This is a genomic window from Mycobacterium senriense (assembly GCF_019668465.1).
GTDB classification, from domain to species: Bacteria; Actinomycetota; Actinomycetes; order Mycobacteriales; family Mycobacteriaceae; genus Mycobacterium; species Mycobacterium senriense.
The window spans coordinates 920595-937784 of sequence record NZ_AP024828.1 but is presented as its reverse complement, the minus strand read 5'-3'; the positions used below and the strand labels follow the sequence as shown (position 1 = coordinate 937784).

The 17190-nt window shown below is 65.7% G+C and carries 20 protein-coding genes; 14 read left to right on the top strand and 6 right to left on the bottom strand.

All coding sequences use genetic code 11. From position 1 onward, the window contains the following. The 4 genes from MTY59_RS04570 to MTY59_RS04555 are packed head-to-tail and all read left to right on the top strand — an operon-like array spanning position 1 to position 2593. The gene (locus tag MTY59_RS04570; protein ID WP_221044620.1) at positions 1–279 is read left to right on the top strand and encodes a putative holin; all 279 of its coding nucleotides are present in this window, start codon (positions 1–3) and stop codon (positions 277–279) included. Further along, positions 272–856 carry a hypothetical protein gene (locus MTY59_RS04565; protein WP_221044619.1) on the top strand — a complete coding sequence of 195 codons (585 nt, stop codon included), beginning with the start codon at positions 272–274 and terminating at the stop codon, positions 854–856. The genes MTY59_RS04570 and MTY59_RS04565 overlap by 8 nt, the downstream gene beginning before the upstream one ends. A 50-nt stretch (positions 857–906) precedes the next feature. Next, the gene (gene lpdA / locus MTY59_RS04560) at positions 907–2304 is read left to right on the top strand and encodes a dihydrolipoyl dehydrogenase (RefSeq protein ID WP_221044618.1); all 1398 of its coding nucleotides are present in this window, start codon (positions 907–909) and stop codon (positions 2302–2304) included. Positions 2305–2311: 7 nt separating this feature from the next. Then, a complete protein-coding gene (locus tag MTY59_RS04555) occupies positions 2312–2593 on the top strand; it encodes a hypothetical protein (protein ID WP_221044617.1) in 282 nt (93 codons plus the stop codon). On the opposite strand, the gene MTY59_RS04550 is transcribed toward MTY59_RS04555, so the two are convergent. Beyond that, positions 2588–3154, bottom strand: a complete 567-nt coding sequence (locus MTY59_RS04550; RefSeq protein WP_221044616.1) for a carboxymuconolactone decarboxylase family protein — start codon at positions 3152–3154, stop codon at positions 2588–2590. The two genes, MTY59_RS04555 and MTY59_RS04550, sit on opposite strands and share 6 nt — an antisense overlap. Next, on the bottom strand, positions 3151–4575 hold the full coding sequence (gene ramB / locus MTY59_RS04545) for an acetate metabolism transcriptional regulator RamB (protein WP_221044615.1): 1425 nt from the start codon (positions 4573–4575) through the stop codon (positions 3151–3153). Before ramB ends, MTY59_RS04550 begins: the two co-directional genes overlap by 4 nt. Positions 4576–4737: 162 nt before the next feature. Between ramB and MTY59_RS04540 the strand changes: the two genes are divergently transcribed. The 4 genes from MTY59_RS04540 (at position 4738) to MTY59_RS04525 (ending at position 9032) form a co-directional block, all read left to right on the top strand. Further along, on the top strand, positions 4738–5535 hold the full coding sequence (locus tag MTY59_RS04540) for an acyl-[acyl-carrier-protein] thioesterase (protein WP_221044614.1): 798 nt from the start codon (positions 4738–4740) through the stop codon (positions 5533–5535). Between the two features lie 266 nt (positions 5536–5801). Continuing rightward, positions 5802–7088, top strand: coding sequence for an isocitrate lyase (gene aceA / locus MTY59_RS04535; protein ID WP_221044613.1), 1287 nt, complete (start codon positions 5802–5804; stop codon positions 7086–7088). Positions 7089–7212: 124 nt separating this feature from the next. Then, positions 7213–8076 carry a 3-hydroxybutyryl-CoA dehydrogenase gene (locus MTY59_RS04530; RefSeq protein WP_221044612.1) on the top strand — a complete coding sequence of 288 codons (864 nt, stop codon included), beginning with the start codon at positions 7213–7215 and terminating at the stop codon, positions 8074–8076. Positions 8077–8171: 95 nt separating this feature from the next. Beyond that, on the top strand, positions 8172–9032 hold the full coding sequence (locus tag MTY59_RS04525) for a cyclopropane mycolic acid synthase family methyltransferase (RefSeq protein WP_221044611.1): 861 nt from the start codon (positions 8172–8174) through the stop codon (positions 9030–9032). A 48-nt stretch (positions 9033–9080) separates the two neighbouring features. Here the strand turns inward: MTY59_RS04525 and pcaA are convergent, their stop codons facing one another. Further along, the gene (gene pcaA / locus MTY59_RS04520) at positions 9081–9956 is read right to left on the bottom strand and encodes a cyclopropane mycolic acid synthase PcaA (RefSeq protein WP_221044610.1); all 876 of its coding nucleotides are present in this window, start codon (positions 9954–9956) and stop codon (positions 9081–9083) included. Positions 9957–10143: 187 nt separating this feature from the next. Further along, positions 10144–10863 (bottom strand): TetR/AcrR family transcriptional regulator, encoded by a 720-nt coding sequence (locus MTY59_RS04515; protein ID WP_221044609.1) that lies wholly within the window; start codon positions 10861–10863, stop codon positions 10144–10146. 134 nt (positions 10864–10997) lie between these two features. On the opposite strand from MTY59_RS04515, the gene MTY59_RS04510 reads away from it, so the two are divergent. The 6 genes from MTY59_RS04510 (at position 10998) to deoC (ending at position 15291) form a co-directional block, all read left to right on the top strand. After that, on the top strand, positions 10998–12380 hold the full coding sequence (locus MTY59_RS04510; RefSeq protein ID WP_221044608.1) for a DUF445 domain-containing protein: 1383 nt from the start codon (positions 10998–11000) through the stop codon (positions 12378–12380). Between the two features lie 93 nt (positions 12381–12473). Next, entirely contained in the window at positions 12474–12890 is a 417-nt protein-coding gene (locus tag MTY59_RS04505) for a helix-turn-helix domain-containing protein (protein ID WP_221044607.1), read from the top strand. A gap of 277 nt (positions 12891–13167) precedes the next feature. Further along, on the top strand, positions 13168–13794 hold the full coding sequence (gene hbhA / locus MTY59_RS04500) for a heparin-binding hemagglutinin HbhA (protein WP_221044606.1): 627 nt from the start codon (positions 13168–13170) through the stop codon (positions 13792–13794). An 87-nt stretch (positions 13795–13881) separates the two neighbouring features. Then, positions 13882–14169, top strand: coding sequence for a DUF2516 family protein (locus MTY59_RS04495; RefSeq protein ID WP_221044605.1), 288 nt, complete (start codon positions 13882–13884; stop codon positions 14167–14169). 4 nt (positions 14170–14173) lie between these two features. Next, positions 14174–14614, top strand: coding sequence for a DUF2599 domain-containing protein (locus tag MTY59_RS04490; RefSeq protein ID WP_221044604.1), 441 nt, complete (start codon positions 14174–14176; stop codon positions 14612–14614). Continuing rightward, positions 14614–15291, top strand: coding sequence for a deoxyribose-phosphate aldolase (deoC, locus tag MTY59_RS04485; RefSeq protein WP_221044603.1), 678 nt, complete (start codon positions 14614–14616; stop codon positions 15289–15291). Before MTY59_RS04490 ends, deoC begins: the two co-directional genes overlap by 1 nt. A gap of 18 nt (positions 15292–15309) precedes the next feature. Here the strand turns inward: deoC and MTY59_RS04480 are convergent, their stop codons facing one another. Both MTY59_RS04480 and MTY59_RS04475 read right to left on the bottom strand, forming a co-directional pair. Continuing rightward, positions 15310–16356, bottom strand: coding sequence for an LmeA family phospholipid-binding protein (locus MTY59_RS04480; protein WP_221044602.1), 1047 nt, complete (start codon positions 16354–16356; stop codon positions 15310–15312). Beyond that, complete coding sequence (locus tag MTY59_RS04475) at positions 16353–17186, bottom strand: carbon-nitrogen hydrolase family protein (RefSeq protein ID WP_221044601.1); 834 nt, start codon at positions 17184–17186, stop codon at positions 16353–16355. Before MTY59_RS04475 ends, MTY59_RS04480 begins: the two co-directional genes overlap by 4 nt. Positions 17187–17190 lie beyond the last annotated feature (4 nt).

Genomic DNA, 17190 nt, shown 5'->3' with positions numbered 1-17190 from the left:
GTGATCCCTCTTCCGCGCCCGTGGTTGTTGGCCAGCGCCATGCTGATCGGCAGTGCGGTCGGACTTTTGGCGGGCGTGGCGTGCGCCGCGGACGTCCACGCCAGCGTCCGGCCGGGCATCGCGATCGCGGCGGTGGTGGGCATCCTCAGCGTCGTCGGGCTGACGACGATCCTGTTTTCCGGACGCCGCTGGGTCACCATGCTGGGCGCGTTCCTGTTGTCGGTGGCGCCGGGCTGGTTCGGCGTGCTGGTCGCGTTGCGGGTGACCGCCGGTGCCTGACGACAAGGAAGCCTCGAACCCTGGCACTCAGGCTTTCGTGCCGGACTTCTCGGATGACGAGGACGACGCCGAGCACACCGGCACCCAGTCGTGGGTGCCCGATTTCGATGACGACACCGGCGAGCACCCCGCCGTAAAAGAGCGCGAGGCCGACACCGTTGAGGACGCGGGGGCGACGCCCATCCCGGATGCCGGCGGGCCGGAGCCGGTCGAGTCCGTCGGCCCGGTGCAACCGGTCAACGTGCCCGGCCGGTACCTCTACCTCAAGTGGTGGAAGTTGGCCATGGTGCTGCTCGGCGTGTGGGCCGCGGCGGCCGTGATCGGGCTGGGGCTGTTCTATTGGTGGTACCACTCGGTCGACAAGACCGCGGTGCTGTTCGTGGTCTTGGTCTACGTGGTGGTGTGCATCGTCGGTGGGGTGATGCTGGCGATGACCCCGGGCCGGCCGCTGATCTCGGCGCTCTCGGTGGCGATGATGTCGGGACCGTTCGCCGCGCTGGTGGCCGCGGCGCCGCTGTACGGCTATTACCACTGCGAGCGGGTGGGCCACTGTCTCGTCGGTCTCATTCCGTACTGACGCCTCGCCCGGGCGGCCGCCAACGATCGCCGCCAACTAGGGTGGGGCTCGTGACTTCTCACTATGACGTCGTCGTCCTCGGGGCCGGTCCCGGCGGATATGTCGCAGCCATTCGCGCCGCGCAGCTCGGCCTGAACACCGCGGTCGTCGAACCGAAGTACTGGGGCGGGGTCTGCCTCAACGTCGGCTGCATCCCGTCCAAGGCGCTGCTGCGCAATGCCGAACTCGTTCACATTTTCACCAAAGAGGCCAAGACGTTCGGCATCAGTGGCGAGGCGACGTTCGACTACGGGATCGCGTTCGACCGCAGCCGCAAGGTGGCGGAGGGCCGCGTCGCCGGCGTGCACTTCCTGATGAAGAAGAACAAGATCACCGAAATCCATGGTTACGGCCGCTTTACCGACGCCAACACGATCTCGGTCGAGCTCAACGAGGGCGGCACCGAAACCGTCACCTTCGACAACGCCATCATCGCCACGGGCAGCAGCACCCGCCTGGTCCCCGGCACGTCGCTGTCGGCCAACGTGGTCACCTATGAGGAACTGATCCTGTCCCGGGAGTTGCCGGAGTCGATCATCATCGCCGGTTGCGGAGCGATCGGCATGGAGTTCGGCTATGTACTGAAGAACTACGGCGTCGACGTGACCATCGTGGAGTTTCTGGCGCGCGCCCTGCCCAACGAGGACGCCGACGCGTCCAAGGAGGTCGAGAGGCAGTTCAAGAAGCTGGGCATCAAAATCCTCACCGGAACGAAAGTCGAGTCCATCTCCGACAACGGCTCGGAGGTGACCGTCGCCGTCAGCAAGGACGGTAAGGCCGAGGAGATCAAGGCCGCGAAGGTGTTGCAGGCCATCGGGTTTGCGCCCAACGTCGAAGGCTTCGGCCTGGAGGCGGCCGGCGTCGCGCTGACCGATCGCAAGGCCATCGGGATCACCGACTACATGCGCACCAACATCGAGCACATCTACGCCATCGGCGACGTCACCGGCAAGCTGCAGCTGGCCCATGTCGCCGAGGCCCAGGGCGTGGTGGCCGCCGAAACCATCGCCGGCGCAGAGACTTTGGCGCTCGGTGATTACCGGATGTTGCCACGCGCGACGTTCTGCCAACCCAACGTCGCGAGCTTCGGTCTCACCGAGGAGCAGGCCCGCGACGAAGGCCACGACGTTGTGGTGGCCAAGTTCCCGTTCACTGCGAACGGCAAGGCCCACGGTGTGGGCGACCCCAGCGGGTTCGTCAAGCTGATCGCCGACGCCAAATACGGTGAACTGCTGGGCGGACACCTGGTCGGCCATGACGTCTCCGAACTGCTTCCGGAGCTGACGCTGGCCCAGAAGTGGGACCTGACCGCCACCGAGCTGGCCCGCAATGTGCACACCCACCCGACCATGTCCGAGGCGCTGCAGGAATGCTTCCACGGCCTGACCGGGCACATGATCAATTTCTGAGTCGTCGATGATGCGCACACTCACGCCTGAGGCCATAGCGGCTGCCGTCGGTGGCCTGGCGGGCGGTTATGTGCTGTGGTTGCTGGCCATTTCGAACGGTGACAACGCGACGGCCGGCCAGTGGGCCCCGCTGGTGCTGCTGGGCGCGGTGGTGCTGGGGATCGGCGCCGCGCTGTGGGGCTTGCGGCAGCGCCGGCGCGGCAAGCAGGCATGGGCGGTCTTCGCCTTCGCGCTGCCGGTGCTTCCGGTGATACTGACGCTGGCCATCCTCGTCGACGTCTACCTATAGCTGGGGCGGATGGTCCAGCGGGATGTCGAGCGCCGACATGGTCGCGGCGAGGCCGTCGTATTGGCTTGCCAGTAGACAGAATTCGATCAGCTGCCGCCGATCCAGATGGGTTGCCAGCTGTCGCCACGTGTCGGCGGTGACGGTCCGGTCTTTGACGAACTCGTCGGTGGCCGCCAGCAGCGCCTGCTGACGCACGGTCAGGCGGGCATCGACCGGGTCCAGCTGTTCGGGCCACGCGAAGATGGCGGCCTGCAGGTCCGCGTCCAGCCCGGCCGCCCGCGCCATCCGGCGGTGATGCTGGAGCTCGTATTCGCACGCGCGCAGATGCGCGACCCGCAGGATCACCAGTTCGGTGTCGATGGTGGGAAGCTTCCCGCGCAGCAGCCGTCCCCCGTACGCCAGCCACGTCCAGAACAGCAACCGGCGCTGACCCAGCGTGGTGAACAGGTGCATCTCCGGGGCGGCCACGGTGCGAGCCCCCAGCTTCGCGATCACCCAATTGATCGGTCCCAGTTCGCGAAACCGCCCCGGCGGGATGCGTCCTTCCAGCGCGCCGGTCACGGTCGGGTCACCAGGTAGGGAGACACCGTGCTGCGGTGCTCGTCGAGATCGAGTGCCCGTCCGAGCGCCGGGAAGGCGCGCTGCGGGCAATTGTCGCGTTCGCAGACCCGGCAGCCCGCGCCGATCGGTGTGGCCACTGTCCCTGGTTCCCCCGAAACGTCGAGTCCTTCGGAATAGACGAGCCGGTGTGCGTGGCGAAGCTCGCAGCCCAACCCGATCGCGAAGGTTTTACCCGGCTGACCATACCGGGCCGCGCGACGTTCGACGGTGCGGGCCACCCACATGTAGTTGCGCCCGTCGGGCATCTGGGCGATCTGCACCAGGATCTTGCCCGGATTGGCGAACGTCTCGTACACGTTCCACAGCGGGCAGGTGCCTCCGCTGGAGGAGAAGTGAAACCCGGTGGCGGACTGACGTTTTGACATGTTCCCGGCCCGGTCGACCCGGACGAACGAGAACGGCACGCCCCGCATCGACGGACGCTGCAACGTCGAGAGCCGGTGCGCGATGGTCTCATAACTGATCGAGTAGAACGACGACAGCCGCTCGACGTCGTAGCGGAAGTTCTCGGCGACGTCGTGAAACTGGCGGTAGGGGAGCACGGCGGCCGCGGCGAAGTAGTTGGCCAGCCCGAGCCGGGCCAGCGTGTGCGACTCTTCGCTGGTGAACTTGCCCTCCTCGACCAAAGTGTCGATCAGATCGCCGAATTCGAGGTAGGCCAGTTCGGCGGCCATCTTGAAAACCTGCTGCCCCAACGACAGGTGATTGCTGAATTCCAGCGTCTTGGTCTTGGGGTCGTAGCGGTGCAGCACGGTGTCGCCGAGGTCGATTCGGCGGTTGATGTGCACCCCGTGCACCTCGGTGAGCCGGCGGGTGAGCTCGCGCGCCAGATCGCCGTGGTGCAACCGCATCTTGATGGTGAGGTCCTCGGCGGCGGTGTCCAGCTCGTGCAGGTAGTTCTGCCGTTGGTAGAAGTAGTCGCGCACTTCCTCGTGCGGCATGGTGATGGAGCCGCTCCCGCTGCCGTCGGAGTACCGCTCCTCGGTGGCGGCCGCGAGCTGCGCCGTGGTGATCCGGTAGCGCCGGTGCAGGTTGACCACCGCGCGGGCCAACCCGGGATGGGCGCTGACCATCTCGGCGACCTCCGTCGGGTCGACGTCGACGTCCAGATCGCGGTCCATGGTGACCTCGCGCAACTCGGCCACCAGGCGGGTGTCGTCCTGCGAGGAGAAGAAGGTCGCATCCACCCCGAACACCTCGGTGATGCGCAGCAGCACGGCCACCGTCAGCGGGCGGACGTCGTGCTCGATCTGGTTGAGGTAGCTCGGCGAGATCTCCAGCATCTGGGCCAGCGCGGCCTGGGAGAATCCGCGTTCGTTGCGCAGCTGGCGAACGCGGGAGCCGACGAACGTCTTGGACACTCCACCGAGGTTACCGGCGATGTGAAGATCTGGGTTCGCAGACTTGGCAGCGCAGGCGACCGCGTCGAAAATTGGTATTCGGCGCACCTCGTTGGCATGATTCGACCGGGGCCTCTGGCCTTAGCCTGGGGTGACCACGAGGAGGAACTGGGGAGCGACGCGGTGAGCCTGGATAAACAACTGATGCCGGTGCCCGACGGCCACCCTGACGTTTTCGATCGCCAGTGGCCGTTGCGGGTCGGCGACATCGACCGCACGGGCCGGTTGCGGCTGGACGCCTCCGCGCGCCACATCCAGGACATCGGTCAGGACCAGCTGCGCGAGATGGGCTTCGAGGAGACCCACCCGCTGTGGATCGTCCGGCGCACCATGCTCGACCTGATCCGGCCGATCGAATTCAACGACATGCTGCGCCTGCGCAGATGGTGTTCGGGCACCTCGAACCGCTGGTGTGAGATGCGGGTTCGGATCGATGGGAAGCGCGGCGCCGGGCTCATCGAGTCCGAGGCCTTCTGGATCAACATCAACCGCGAGACCCAGATGCCCTCGCGCATCGCCGACGACTTCCTGGCCGGCCTGCACAAGACGACCTCCGTGGACCGGCTGCGGTGGAAGTCCTATCTGAAGCCGGGGAGCCGCGACGACGCGGTCGAGATCCACGAGTTCCCGGTCCGGGTCACCGACATCGACCTGTTCGACCACATGAACAACTCCGTGTACTGGAGTGTGATCGAGGACTACCTGGCATCGCATCCAGAACTGATGCAGCCGCCGCTGCGCATCACGATCGAGCACGAGGCGCCGGTGGCGCTGGGCGACAAGCTCGACATCATCTCGCACGTCCACCCGGCCGGATCCACCGAACAATTCGGCCCCGAGCTGGCCGATCGCACTGTTACAACGCTCACATACGCCGTCGGCGACGAGGCCAAAGCTGTCGCCGCGATCTTTGCTCGCTAAATCGGACAAGCGTCCCGTTAACCGCCGTTGACCTGCGCCTTTTTGTTACCGGCGGGTAGTTTCTGAAACGGTTAAGTTGGTTAGCAACTTAGCAAGCTTCGCAAATTCGCGCGCTCCCGTTGCTTAAATTGGCAACTGAAATGGGTGGACCGCCCCCTACGAGCTGTGTCATCTTCGAGTTAGCACACCAGTGAAGTTGAGCCGCTAGCTACCGCCGGTGAGGCGTCCAGCAACTCAGTAGTGAAGATCGTGAAGGAGCATGCCCAATGTCTGTCGTTGGCACCCCCAAGAGCGCCGAACAGATCCAGAAGGACTGGGACACCAACCCGCGTTGGAAGGATGTGACCCGGACCTACACCGCCAAGGACGTCGTCGCCCTGCAGGGCACCGTCGTCGAGGAGGCCACCCTGGCCCGTCGCGGTGCCGAGGTGCTGTGGGAGCAGCTTCACGACCTGGAGTACATCAACGCGCTCGGTGCCCTGACCGGCAACATGGCGGTCCAGCAGGTGCGCGCCGGCCTCAAGGCCATCTACCTGTCCGGTTGGCAGGTCGCCGGTGACGCCAACCTGTCCGGCCACACCTACCCCGACCAGAGCCTCTACCCGGCCAACTCGGTGCCGCAGGTGGTGCGTCGGATCAACAACGCGCTGCTGCGCGCCGACGAGATCGCCGCGGTCGAGGGTGACACCTCGGTGAAGAACTGGCTGGCGCCGATCGTCGCCGACGGTGAGGCCGGCTTCGGTGGTGCGCTCAACGTCTACGAGTTGCAGAAGGCCATGATCGCCGCCGGTGTGGCGGGGTCGCACTGGGAGGACCAGCTGGCCTCGGAGAAGAAGTGTGGCCACCTGGGTGGCAAGGTGCTGATCCCGACCCAGCAGCACATCCGCACCCTGACCTCGGCCCGCCTGGCCGCCGACGTGTGCGACGTGCCGACGGTCGTCATCGCCCGCACCGACGCCGAGGCCGCCACGCTGATCACCTCCGATGTCGACGAGCGCGACCAGCCGTTCATCACCGGTGAGCGCACCAAGGAGGGCTTCTACCGGGTCCGCAATGGCCTCGAGCCGTGCATCGCCCGGGCCAAGGCCTACGCGCCGTTCTCCGACCTGATCTGGATGGAGACCGGTACTCCGGACCTCGAGCTCGCCGCCAAGTTCGCCGAGGGCGTCAAGTCCGAGTTCCCGGATCAGATGCTGGCCTACAACTGCTCGCCGTCGTTCAACTGGCGCAAGCACCTGGACGACTCCACCATCGCGAAGTTCCAAAAGGAGCTTGCGGCAATGGGATTCAAGTTCCAGTTCATCACGCTGGCCGGCTTCCACGCGCTGAACTACTCGATGTTCGATCTGGCCTACGGCTACGCCCGCAACCAGATGAGCGCCTACGTCGAGCTGCAGGAGCGCGAGTTCGCCGCCGAGGAGCGTGGCTACACCGCCACCAAGCACCAGCGTGAGGTGGGTGCCGGTTACTTCGACCGCATCGCCACCACGGTGGACCCGTCCTCGTCGACCACCGCGCTGACCGGCTCGACCGAAGAGGGTCAGTTTCACTGAGGACGAGTGAGCGCGCGGCGCACGCCGCGCCGTGAAAATGAGATGAAGTAGCGTAGGCCCCGCCCAGCTGAACCTGGGCGGGGCCTATTGCGGTGCACGACGATACGACACCGGAGAGAAATCAGTGAGTGACGCAACGATCCAGCGGGTAGGAGTTGTCGGGGCCGGCCAGATGGGGTCCGGCATCGCCGAGGTCTCGGTCCGCGCCGGGGTCGACGTGACCGTGTTCGAGACCACCGAGGCCCTCATCACGGCCGGACGCAACCGCATCGTGAAGTCGCTGGAGCGCGGCGTCAGTGCCGGCAAGGTGACCGAGCGTGAACGCGACCGGGCGCTGAGCAAGCTCACCTTCACCACCGACCTGAAGGACCTCGCCGACCGCCAGCTGGTCATCGAGGCGATCATCGAAGACGACGCGGTCAAGGCGCAGGTCTTCGCCGAACTCGACCGGGTCATCACGGACCCCGACGCGGTTCTCGCGTCCAATACCTCCAGCATCCCGATCATGAAGATCGCCGCGGCCACCAAGAACCCGCAACGCGTGCTGGGGCTGCACTTCTTCAACCCAGTGCCGGTGCTGCCGCTGGTGGAGCTGGTCAGCACGCTGGTCACCGACGAGGCCGCCGCCGCGCGCACCGAGGAATTCGCGAGCGCGGTGCTGGGCAAGCAGGTCGTGCGCTGCTCCGACCGGTCCGGCTTCGTGGTCAACGCGCTGCTGGTGCCGTACCTGCTGTCGGCGATCCGCATGGTGGAAGCCGGTTTCGCCACCGTCGAGGACGTCGACAAGGCCGTGGTGGCCGGTCTGTCGCACCCGATGGGTCCGCTGCGGCTGTCCGACTTGGTCGGTCTGGACACCTTGAAGCTGATCGCGGACAAGATGTTCGAGGAGTTCAAGGAACCGCAGTACGGCCCGCCGCCGCTGCTGCTGCGCATGGTGGAGGCCGGCCGGCTGGGCAAGAAGACGGGTCAGGGCTTTTATACCTACTAAGTAACAACTGATGACGCACCGGTGCCCGGATGGCCGCCTATTGACGGATCGGTTAGTATGCTCGCGTTAAATAGGACGGAAGGTTAGCGCCGAACATGACGAAATTGGAACCTTATTACGAGGAGTCGCAGTCCATCTACGACGTCTCGGATGAATTCTTCGCATTATTTCTAGACGACACCATGGGCTACACGTGCGCTTATTTCGAGCGCGATGACATGACGCTCGAACAGGCCCAGATCGCGAAGTTCGACCTGGCGCTGGGCAAGCTGAACCTCGAGCCCGGGATGACGCTGCTGGACATCGGCTGCGGCTGGGGCGGTGCGCTGAAGCGGGTTGTCGAGAAGTACGACGTCAACGTCATCGGAATCACCCTGAGCCGCAATCAGTTCGAGTACAGCAGGAAGAAGCTGGCCGGGTCGCCTACGGACCGCAACATCGAGGTGCGCCTGCAAGGCTGGGAAGAGTTCGAAGACAAGGTCGACCGGATCGTCTCCATCGGCGCCTTCGAGGCGTTCAAGATGGAGCGTTATGCCGCATTCTTTGATCGCGCCTTCGAGATCCTGCCCGATGACGGCAGGATGCTTTTGCACACGATTTTGGCGTATCACTGGCAGGATTACCGCGCACGCGGCGTCACATTAACCATGAATGATATTCGATTCGCTCGATTCATCGGCCAGGAGATTTTCCCGGGCGGACAGTTGCCGGCGCAGGAAGACATTTTCAAGTTTTCCGAGGCAGCGGGCTTTTCGGTGGAAAGGGTGCAATTGCTGCGCGAGCACTACGCCCGGACCCTCAACATTTGGGCGGCTAACCTGGAAGCCAATAAGGCGCAGGCGATCGCCATTCAGTCCCAAGAGGTCTACGACCGTTATATGCACTATCTGACGGGGTGCGAGAACTTCTTCCGCAAGGGCATCACCAATGTGGGGCAATTCACGTTGGTCAAGTAGGGCAAGATCAAGTCAGCCCCGAGCGGTATTCGTTCGGGGCTGATTCTTTCAGCGAGCCGGTGACTTCTCCAGCGTGAATTGATTGACGTCGGTGTAGCCCTCGCGGAAAAGCTTCGCGCAGCCGGTGAGGTACTTCATGTAACGGTCGTAGACCTGTTGGGACTGGATGGCGATGGCCTGCTCGCGATTCGCTTCGAGAGCCTCCGCCCACAGGTCCAGTGTCCTTGCGTAGTGCAGCTGCAGCGACTGGACTCGGGTCAACTCGAAGCCCACCGTGACGCCGTACTCGCCGACGGTCTGCGGTGTCGGCAGCCAACCCCCGGGGAAGATCTCGGCCAGGATGAATTGCGAGAACTGGACGATCTCATGGGTCAGCTTCATGCCCCTGGCCCGGGCATCCTTGAACGAGGGCCGAACGATGGTGTGCAGCAACATGATTCCGCCGGGCGGCAGCGCGTTGTAGGCCATCTTGAAGAAGCGGCCGTAGCGCTGGCGGCCGAAGTGCTCGAACGCGCCGATCGACACGATGCGATCCACCGGCTCGTGGAATTTCTCCCAGCCTTCCAGCAGCACCCGCCTGGTGCGGGTGGTGCCCATCTGGTCGAAGGACTTCTGCACGTGTTCGGCCTGGTTCTCCGACAGCGTCAGGCCGATGACGTTGACGTCGTATTTCTCGATGGCGCGCCGGAGGGTGGCGCCCCAGCCGCAACCGATGTCCAGCAGCGTCATCCCAGGCTCGAGCTTCAGCTTTCCCAGGGCCAGGTCGATCTTGGCGATCTGCGCCTGTTCCAGGGTCATGTCGTCACGCTCGAAGTAGGCGCAGCTGTAAGTCTGGGTGCGATCAAGGAACAGCCGGAAGAAGTCGTCGGACAAGTCGTAATGGGCTTGCACATTTCCGAAATGCGGCGTGAGCTGCACTGACATGTCGACTAAAGCCTTCCTATATGGGGGGACAGGGGTAAACGGTTAAACGGCAACCCCGCGATATCCCCCGACACCCCCTCCGCATGCTAGTCCCTGTCACGGGCCGAGTCGTCCTCCCGTGGCGCGTCCCCACCCTCACACGGGGCGGGGCGTAATCCCAAAAATTGCGCAGTGGGGCGAGCCCTATTCAGGGTTCGAAATAGTCCTGACCCTCGCCGGGCGGCACGATCGGAGCAGGGTGAGGTTCGCCGCGGAATTTCTCCAGCGACCCGCCGACCTCGACGATCCCCTTGAGCGCATTCCAGCTCAGCATGGTCAGGTAGTCGATCAATTCATCGCGACTCATTCGCGGGTACGACATCCAGGAGTGGGTGGCGAGTTGCACGCCGCCGACGATCAAATACGCCCACGGTTCCGCGCCCCCGGTGTCCATTCCGGCGTGTTGCATGCGTCGGCGCATCAGCACCGCGAGCATGCGCGCGATGATCCGCTCGGAATCGGCGATGACCTTGCTTTTGCTGGCCGAGCTGTTGGACATCACGAACCGGTATGGCTCGGGCTCGTTCGCGACGGTCTCGACGTACACCCGGATGACCTCGCGGGTCAGGTCGAAGCCGTCGAGGCCAGAGGTAAGCGCCCCAGCCATATTGGGAATCAGGGTGGTTTGAGTGAACCGCATCATCACGGCCGTCGTCAGGTCGTTCTTGTCGACGAAATAGCGGTACAGCACCGTCTTGGAGACCCCGATCTCGGCGGCGATCTCGTCCATGCTCAACGCACCACCCAGGCGGCGAATCGCGTCGATCGTGCCGTCGACCAGCTCGTTACGACGCTCAACTTTGTGTTGATGCCAACGCCGCTTGCGCCCATCCATTTTGACGCTCACAGCCGTGATTCGCTCTGCCACAATCGCCGAATTCCCATTCCCTAGACGCCTTGATCTTACGGCGTGAGGGGGTCGGTTTCTCGTCCTGGCCGGGCGTGGGGGAGACGTCGCGAACAGTGTCGTCACCCCAATTCGCGGGAAAGATAGATGATGGAGTGGTGGCACATCGAGCGTCGGTGAGAGGCGAAGCGTCGGGCCCGCCGGGGGCGAGGCCCGATTCGGCGACGGCCGCGACCGACGCCCGACCCGCTCGCGCGTCCCTTGCCGAATCCTTCGCGGGCGCCGATCCCGAGGCCGATGCGCAGCGCCGGGTGGCGTTGCGCCGGATGAAGATGGTGGCACTGAGTTTTCTGATCGGTGCCACCGGCGTGTTTCTCGCCTGCCGGTGGGCCCAGGCGCACGCCAGCGTGGGGGCCTGGGTGGGATATGTCGGCGCGGCCGCCGAGGCCGGGATGGTCGGCGCCCTGGCGGACTGGTTCGCGGTAACCGCGCTGTTCAGGCACCCGCTGGGCATTCCCATCCCGCACACCGCGATCATCAAGCGAAAGAAAGATCAGCTGGGCGAGGGTCTGGGCACGTTCGTCCGGGAGAACTTCCTGTCGCCGGAGGTCGTCGAAACCAAGCTGCGCGACGCCCAGGTGTCCGGGCGGCTCGGCAAGTGGCTGTCGGAGGCCGTCCACGCCGAGCGGGTGGCGAGCGAGACGGCCACGGTGCTGCGGGTGCTGGTCGAACTGCTGCGCGACGAGGACGTCCAGCAGGTGATCGACCGGATGATCGTGCGCCGGATCGCCGAACCGCAGTGGGGCCCGCCGGTGGGGCGGGTGCTGGCCACCCTGCTGGCCGAGCATCGGCAGGAGGCGCTGATCCAATTGCTGGCCGACCGGGCGTTTCAGTGGTCGCTGAAGGCCGGCGAGGTCATTCAGCGGGTGGTCGAGCGCGACTCACCGACCTGGTCACCGCGCTTCGTCGACCATCTGGTCGGCGACCGCATCCACCGCGAGCTGATGGACTTCACCGACAAGGTGCGCCGCAATCCGGACCACGAACTGCGTCGGTCGGCCACCCGCTTCCTGTTCGACTTCGCCGACGACCTGCAGCACGACCCGGACACCATCGCGCGCGCCGACGCGATCAAGGAGCAGCTGATGGCGCGCGACGAGATCGCCAACGCCGCGGCGACGGCGTGGAAGACGCTGAAACGGCTGGTGCTCGAGGGCGTGGACGATCCGTCCAGCACCCTGCGCACCCGGATCGCCGATACCGTCGTCCGGATCGGGGAATCGCTGCGCGACGACGCCGACCTGCGGGACAAGGTCGACAACTGGCTGGTCCGGGCGGCCCAGCACCTGGTCTCGCAATATGGGGTGGAGATCACAGCGATCATCACCGACACGATTGAACGCTGGGACGCCGAGGAGGCCAGCCGGCGCATCGAGTTGCACGTGGGCCGTGACCTGCAATTTATCCGGATCAACGGGACCGTGGTCGGTTCGCTGGCGGGTCTGGTTATCTACGCCGTGGCGCAGTTGTTGGTCTAGCGCATTTCTAGCAGTGCTAACAAGTGCTTGCAATAGCAAGCACTTGTAGTAGTCTGGGCGCGTCCAGATCAGCCGCCCGACCAGGAGCACGCCATGACACCGGAGGAGAAGCTCTCCGCCAAGGTGTCCAACGCTGCCTCCGAAGTGGCCTCTGACATCGGCAGTTTCATCCGTAGCCAGCGTGAGCTCGCGCAGGTGTCGGTGCGCCAACTCGCCGAGAAGTCCGGGGTCAGCAATCCATATTTGAGCCAGGTGGAGCGTGGATTGCGTAAGCCCTCCGCCGATGTCTTGAACCAGATCGCGAAGGCCCTCCGGGTCTCCGCCGAGGTTCTCTATGTACGCGCCGGGATTCTCGAACCCAGTGACAAAAGTCAGGTACGGGACGCCATCGTCACCGACCCTGCGATCACCGAGCGCCAAAAGCAAATTCTGCTCGAGATCTACTCATCGTTCACCCAGCAAAACGAATCGATCCAAGAGGAGTGTCCGACCGAATCCGACAGCGAGTGATCGGCCCGTTTCGCCCGGCACCGTAACCATCTGTGCTGGGAGTTTGCGACACAATGCGGGCTTCCCACATCGCGGTAGCGAGTTGGTGATGTATAGACGACCGGCCGTCGCGGTTACCCAACGGGGAGGCGCTTCCGGTTTCCAGCTGAACTGCTGACCGAACCACCCCCGGCACTGGCGGCCCCAGTTGCGAAGGAGACGTTTGCACCTAACTTCTCGACCAGACAGCTAATAACACCGCATAACACCGATAGCGAAAGCAATGAAAGGAAAGACCATGGCGGAAAACACGAACATCGAAGACTTGCGGGCCCCGCTGCTCGCGGCGCTGGGCGCGGCCGACCTGGCCCTGGCCACCGTCAACGACCTGATCGCCGGCCTGCGGGAGCGCGCCGAAGAGACCCGCGCCGAGACCCGGACCCGGGTCGCCGAGACCCGCACCCGGGTCGAGGAACGCCGCGCTCGCCTGACCAAGCTGCAAGAGGACCTGCCCGAGCAGTTCACCGAGTTGCGCGACAAGTTCACCACCGAGGAGCTGCGCAGGGCGGCCGAGGGCTACCTGGAGGCTGCGACCAGCCGGTACAACGAGCTCGTCGAGCGCGGCGAGGCGGCGCTGCAGCGGCTGCGTAACCAGACCGCGTTCGAGGACGCGTCCGCGCGCGCCGAGGGCTACGTCGACCAGGCCGTCGAGCTGACTCAGGAAGCTCTGGGCACCGTCGCGTCGCAGACCCGCGCGGTCGGCGAGCGCGCCGCCAAGCTGGTCGGCATCGAGCTGCCCGGCAAGACCGAAGCGACCACCAAGAAGGCCCAGAAGGCCGTCGCCAAGAAGGCCCCGGCCAAGAAGGCCCCGGCCAAGAAGGCTCCGGCCAAGAAGGCTCCGGCCAAGAAGGTCACCCAGAAGTAAGCACGACGCGGCACGACGTTCGGCTCCGAGTCGCCTTCGGGTGGCTCGGAGTCGACGTTTTGGAGGGTGCCCGCATACGCTTATGGCGTGAACCACCTCGTGGGAACCGTCATGCTGGTCTTGCAGATCGCCGTCTTGGTCACGGCCATCTATGCGTTCGTGCATGCCGCGCTGCAACGACCCGACGCCTACACCGCCGCCGGGAAGCTGACCAAGCCGGTGTGGTTGCTGATCCTGGGAGGCGCCGTCGCGCTGACGTCCATCTTGGGTTTCGTTTTCGGCGTGCTCGGAATGGCGATCGCGGCCTGTGCCGCCGGCGTGTATCTGGTCGACGTTCGGCCCAAACTGCTTGAGATTCAAGGTAAGTCGCGCTAGCGGGATGAAGGCCCTGTTGACGGCGCCGGTCGCGGCGCTCGTCGCCTTGTCCTGCCCGGTTTCGCACGCCGTTGCCGCCCCCGACCCGGGTAGCAGCCCGGCGGACCCGCCGGCCCCGGCCCCGCCGTACATCGACCACACCCAATGGGCGCGGTGGCAGGGCCGAAGCAGCCTGCGCGTCTTCCCGTCGCCGGCCGGCCGGGCCGCCTCGAGAATCCCCGCCGCCACGGCGCCGGCCGATGAGGCCTGGGCCGAAGTGCTCGTCTTGGCGCCCGACGCCGACACCGCCGGCATGCGCGCGCAGTTCCTCTGCCACTGGCAGTTCGCCGAACTCGCCCAGCCCGGCAAGGTCAGCTGGAACCTGGAGCCCTGGCGACCGGTCGTCGACGACACCGAAATGGTCGCCTCCGGCTGCAATCCCGGCGGTCCGGAAGAATCCTTTTGATGGCAACCCAACCCAGCCGAGCGCAATTGGCGGCGTTCGTCGACCACACCCTGCTCAAACCCGAAGCGACCGACGCGGACGTGGCCACCCTGGTCGCCGAAGCGGCCGAACTCGGCGTGTACGCAGTGTGCGTCTCGCCCTCGATGGTTCCCGTCGCGGTGCGAGCCGGCGCCGGCGTGCGGGTGGCCAGCGTCGCGGGCTTCCCGTCCGGCAAGCACCTCCCGGCGGTGAAGGCACACGAAGCGGCCCTGGCCGTCGCGTCCGGTGCCTGCGAGATCGACATGGTCATCGATGTCGGGGCGGCGCTGGCCGGAGACCTCGAGGCGGTGCGTGCCGACGTCCACGCCGTGCGCGGCGCGATCGGCGGCGCGGTGCTCAAGGTGATCGTGGAGTCGGCCGCTCTGCTCGCGCTGGCCGACGAGCACACGCTGGCGCAGGTATGCCGCGCCGCCGAAGACGCCGGCGCCGACTTCGTGAAGACGTCAACCGGGTTTCATCCGGCCGGCGGCGCATCGGTGCGCGCGGTCGCGCTGATGGCCGAGACCGTCGGTGGGCGCCTCGGGGTGAAGGCCAGCGGCGGCATCCGCACCGCCCAGGACGCGCTCGCGATGCTGGATGCGGGCGCCACCCGGCTGGGGTTGTCGGGCACCCGGGGAGTGCTCGACGGCCTCGGTTGACCGACTAGCTGCTCGCCGTCAGAGATTGGCGAAGCAGGGGTCGTTGTCGTTGCCGTTGGGGATGGTGGCGTTCCGTGTCGAAAAGTGGCTTGTCACACCCTTATCCGTAACCTGCACGCTGTCGGCGTGGATACCCAGCGGGTAGTTCTTGGTCAGGTTCGAGGTGAAGTCGTCCAGGGTCGACTGCACGGACTCCTTGGGCATGGTGAAGCCGAGCGCGTTGAAGCTGACGATCTGCAGCTGCAAGCCGGTGCCCGACACCACCGGCTTGGCGGTGATGTTGTCCAACATGCCCTTCAACTCGATGGTGCCGTCGGCGGGATGCGTGGTCACTGTGTTTGTGACGAACGGACCCAGCACCGGGATCGCGTTCTGCACCGACTGCTTGATGCCGTCACTGGTCCAGTCGATCGTGGCGTCCAGCGAGCCGAGGGTGCCCTTCGAGTTGCCCGTGTCTTTGAGCCGGACGTCGTTGATGTTGATCGAGAGCTTCATGCCCTTGGCGTCGCGGATGTTGTTGCCGGCCGTCTGCACCGAGATGTTGGTGTAGTGCTTGGTCGCCTGCTGCCACAGCATCAGGGGCGTCACCCCGAAGGACGCGGTGGCCTGGTCCTTGACCTCACACGCCACCGCCTGGGCGACCTTGCTGTCCGCGACGTGGCGCACGTACAGCTCGGCCCCGATGAGCCCGGCGATGATCAGCGCGATCACGATGATGAAGATCAGCAGGACGGACACCGGGTCACGGCCGAACCGGCGCTTCTTCTTCCCCGGCGTCGCGTCGTCGTTCGGGGGAGTGGCCAGGCGCTCCGTCGGACCCGCGGGCGGGGTCGGCGGCGGCGGGTAGCCGGGCTGCTGCATGTTCGGCTGGGGCGTCCCGAATCGCTCGGTCTGTCCCGGTGGGGGACCCTGCGCGGGAGGCGGCGGCGGGGGTGCGTGACCCGGGCCACCGGTGCTTATCCGCTCGGTCGGCCGCTCGGTTGGCGGCTGGCCGAAGGGTCCCTGGTTGGAGGGACGGCCCCACTGCGACGGGTCCGGGTTGGGTGGTCCTTGTGGGTTCGTCACCCGACCGATTCTGCCCTATCAACCTGAGCAAAGTCCGAGCGGTTGCTAAGGACTGCGATGCTCTTGCGCGCCTGTGCGACCCGGTCGACGTCGATATCGGCCACCACCAGCTGCGGTTGCGAGCCCGCCGACGCGATGACCTCGCCCAGCGGCGAGACCACCAGGCTGCCCCCGACCCCGGTTGGCGCCCCCGACGCGGATCCGTGCGCGTCGTCGGGATCGGCCTGACCGGCCGCCGCGATGTAGCTCATCGAATCGAGCGCGCGGGCGCGGGCCAGCAGTGTCCACTGATCGAGTTTGCCGGGGCCCGAACCCCAGGACGCGCACACCGCGATCATCTGGGCGCCGCGGCGGGCCAACTCGGTGTAGAGCGCCGGAAAGCGAATGTCATAGCAAACCGTCAACCCCACCCGGACGCCGTCGACCGTGATCACCACGGGGTCGTGTCCCGGCGCGACGGTGCGCGATTCGGTGAAGCCGAAGGCGTCGTAGAGGTGGATCTTGTCGTAGTGGGCGTGCGACTCGGCGGCATCGGCCGGAGCGGCCGCGATCAGCGTGTTCTTCACCCGCCCGTCGCCCGACGGGGTGAACATGCCGGCGACGACGGTGATGTTGGAATCGGCCGCGACGCGGCGTACGCCGTCGGCCCAGGGCCCGTCGACCGGCTCGGCCACCGGGCCCAGCGGCACACCGAACCGGCACATCGTCGCCTCGGGAAACACCACCAGCGTCGCGCCCGCATCGGCTGCCCGGCGGCTGTACTCGTCCACCAGCCGCAGGTTTGCTGCGGGGTCGGTACCGCTGAGGATCTGCGCCAAGGCGATTCGCATGAGC

Excerpts from the sequence above, each read along its gene's own strand:
- MTY59_RS04555 (WP_221044617.1), top strand. The coding sequence starts at position 2,312 with ATGATGCGCACACTCACGCCTGAGGCCATAGCGGCTGCCGTCGGTGGC.
- aceA (WP_221044613.1), top strand. The coding sequence starts at position 5,802 with ATGTCTGTCGTTGGCACCCCCAAGAGCGCCGAACAGATCCAGAAGGAC.
- MTY59_RS04525 (WP_221044611.1), top strand. The coding sequence starts at position 8,172 with ATGACGAAATTGGAACCTTATTACGAGGAGTCGCAGTCCATCTACGAC.
- pcaA (WP_221044610.1), bottom strand. The coding sequence starts at position 9,956 with ATGTCAGTGCAGCTCACGCCGCATTTCGGAAATGTGCAAGCCCATTAC.
- MTY59_RS04505 (WP_221044607.1), top strand. The coding sequence starts at position 12,474 with ATGACACCGGAGGAGAAGCTCTCCGCCAAGGTGTCCAACGCTGCCTCC.
- hbhA (WP_221044606.1), top strand. The coding sequence starts at position 13,168 with ATGGCGGAAAACACGAACATCGAAGACTTGCGGGCCCCGCTGCTCGCG.
- MTY59_RS04490 (WP_221044604.1), top strand. The coding sequence starts at position 14,174 with ATGAAGGCCCTGTTGACGGCGCCGGTCGCGGCGCTCGTCGCCTTGTCC.
- deoC (WP_221044603.1), top strand. The coding sequence starts at position 14,614 with ATGGCAACCCAACCCAGCCGAGCGCAATTGGCGGCGTTCGTCGACCAC.
- MTY59_RS04475 (WP_221044601.1), bottom strand. The coding sequence starts at position 17,186 with ATGCGAATCGCCTTGGCGCAGATCCTCAGCGGTACCGACCCCGCAGCA.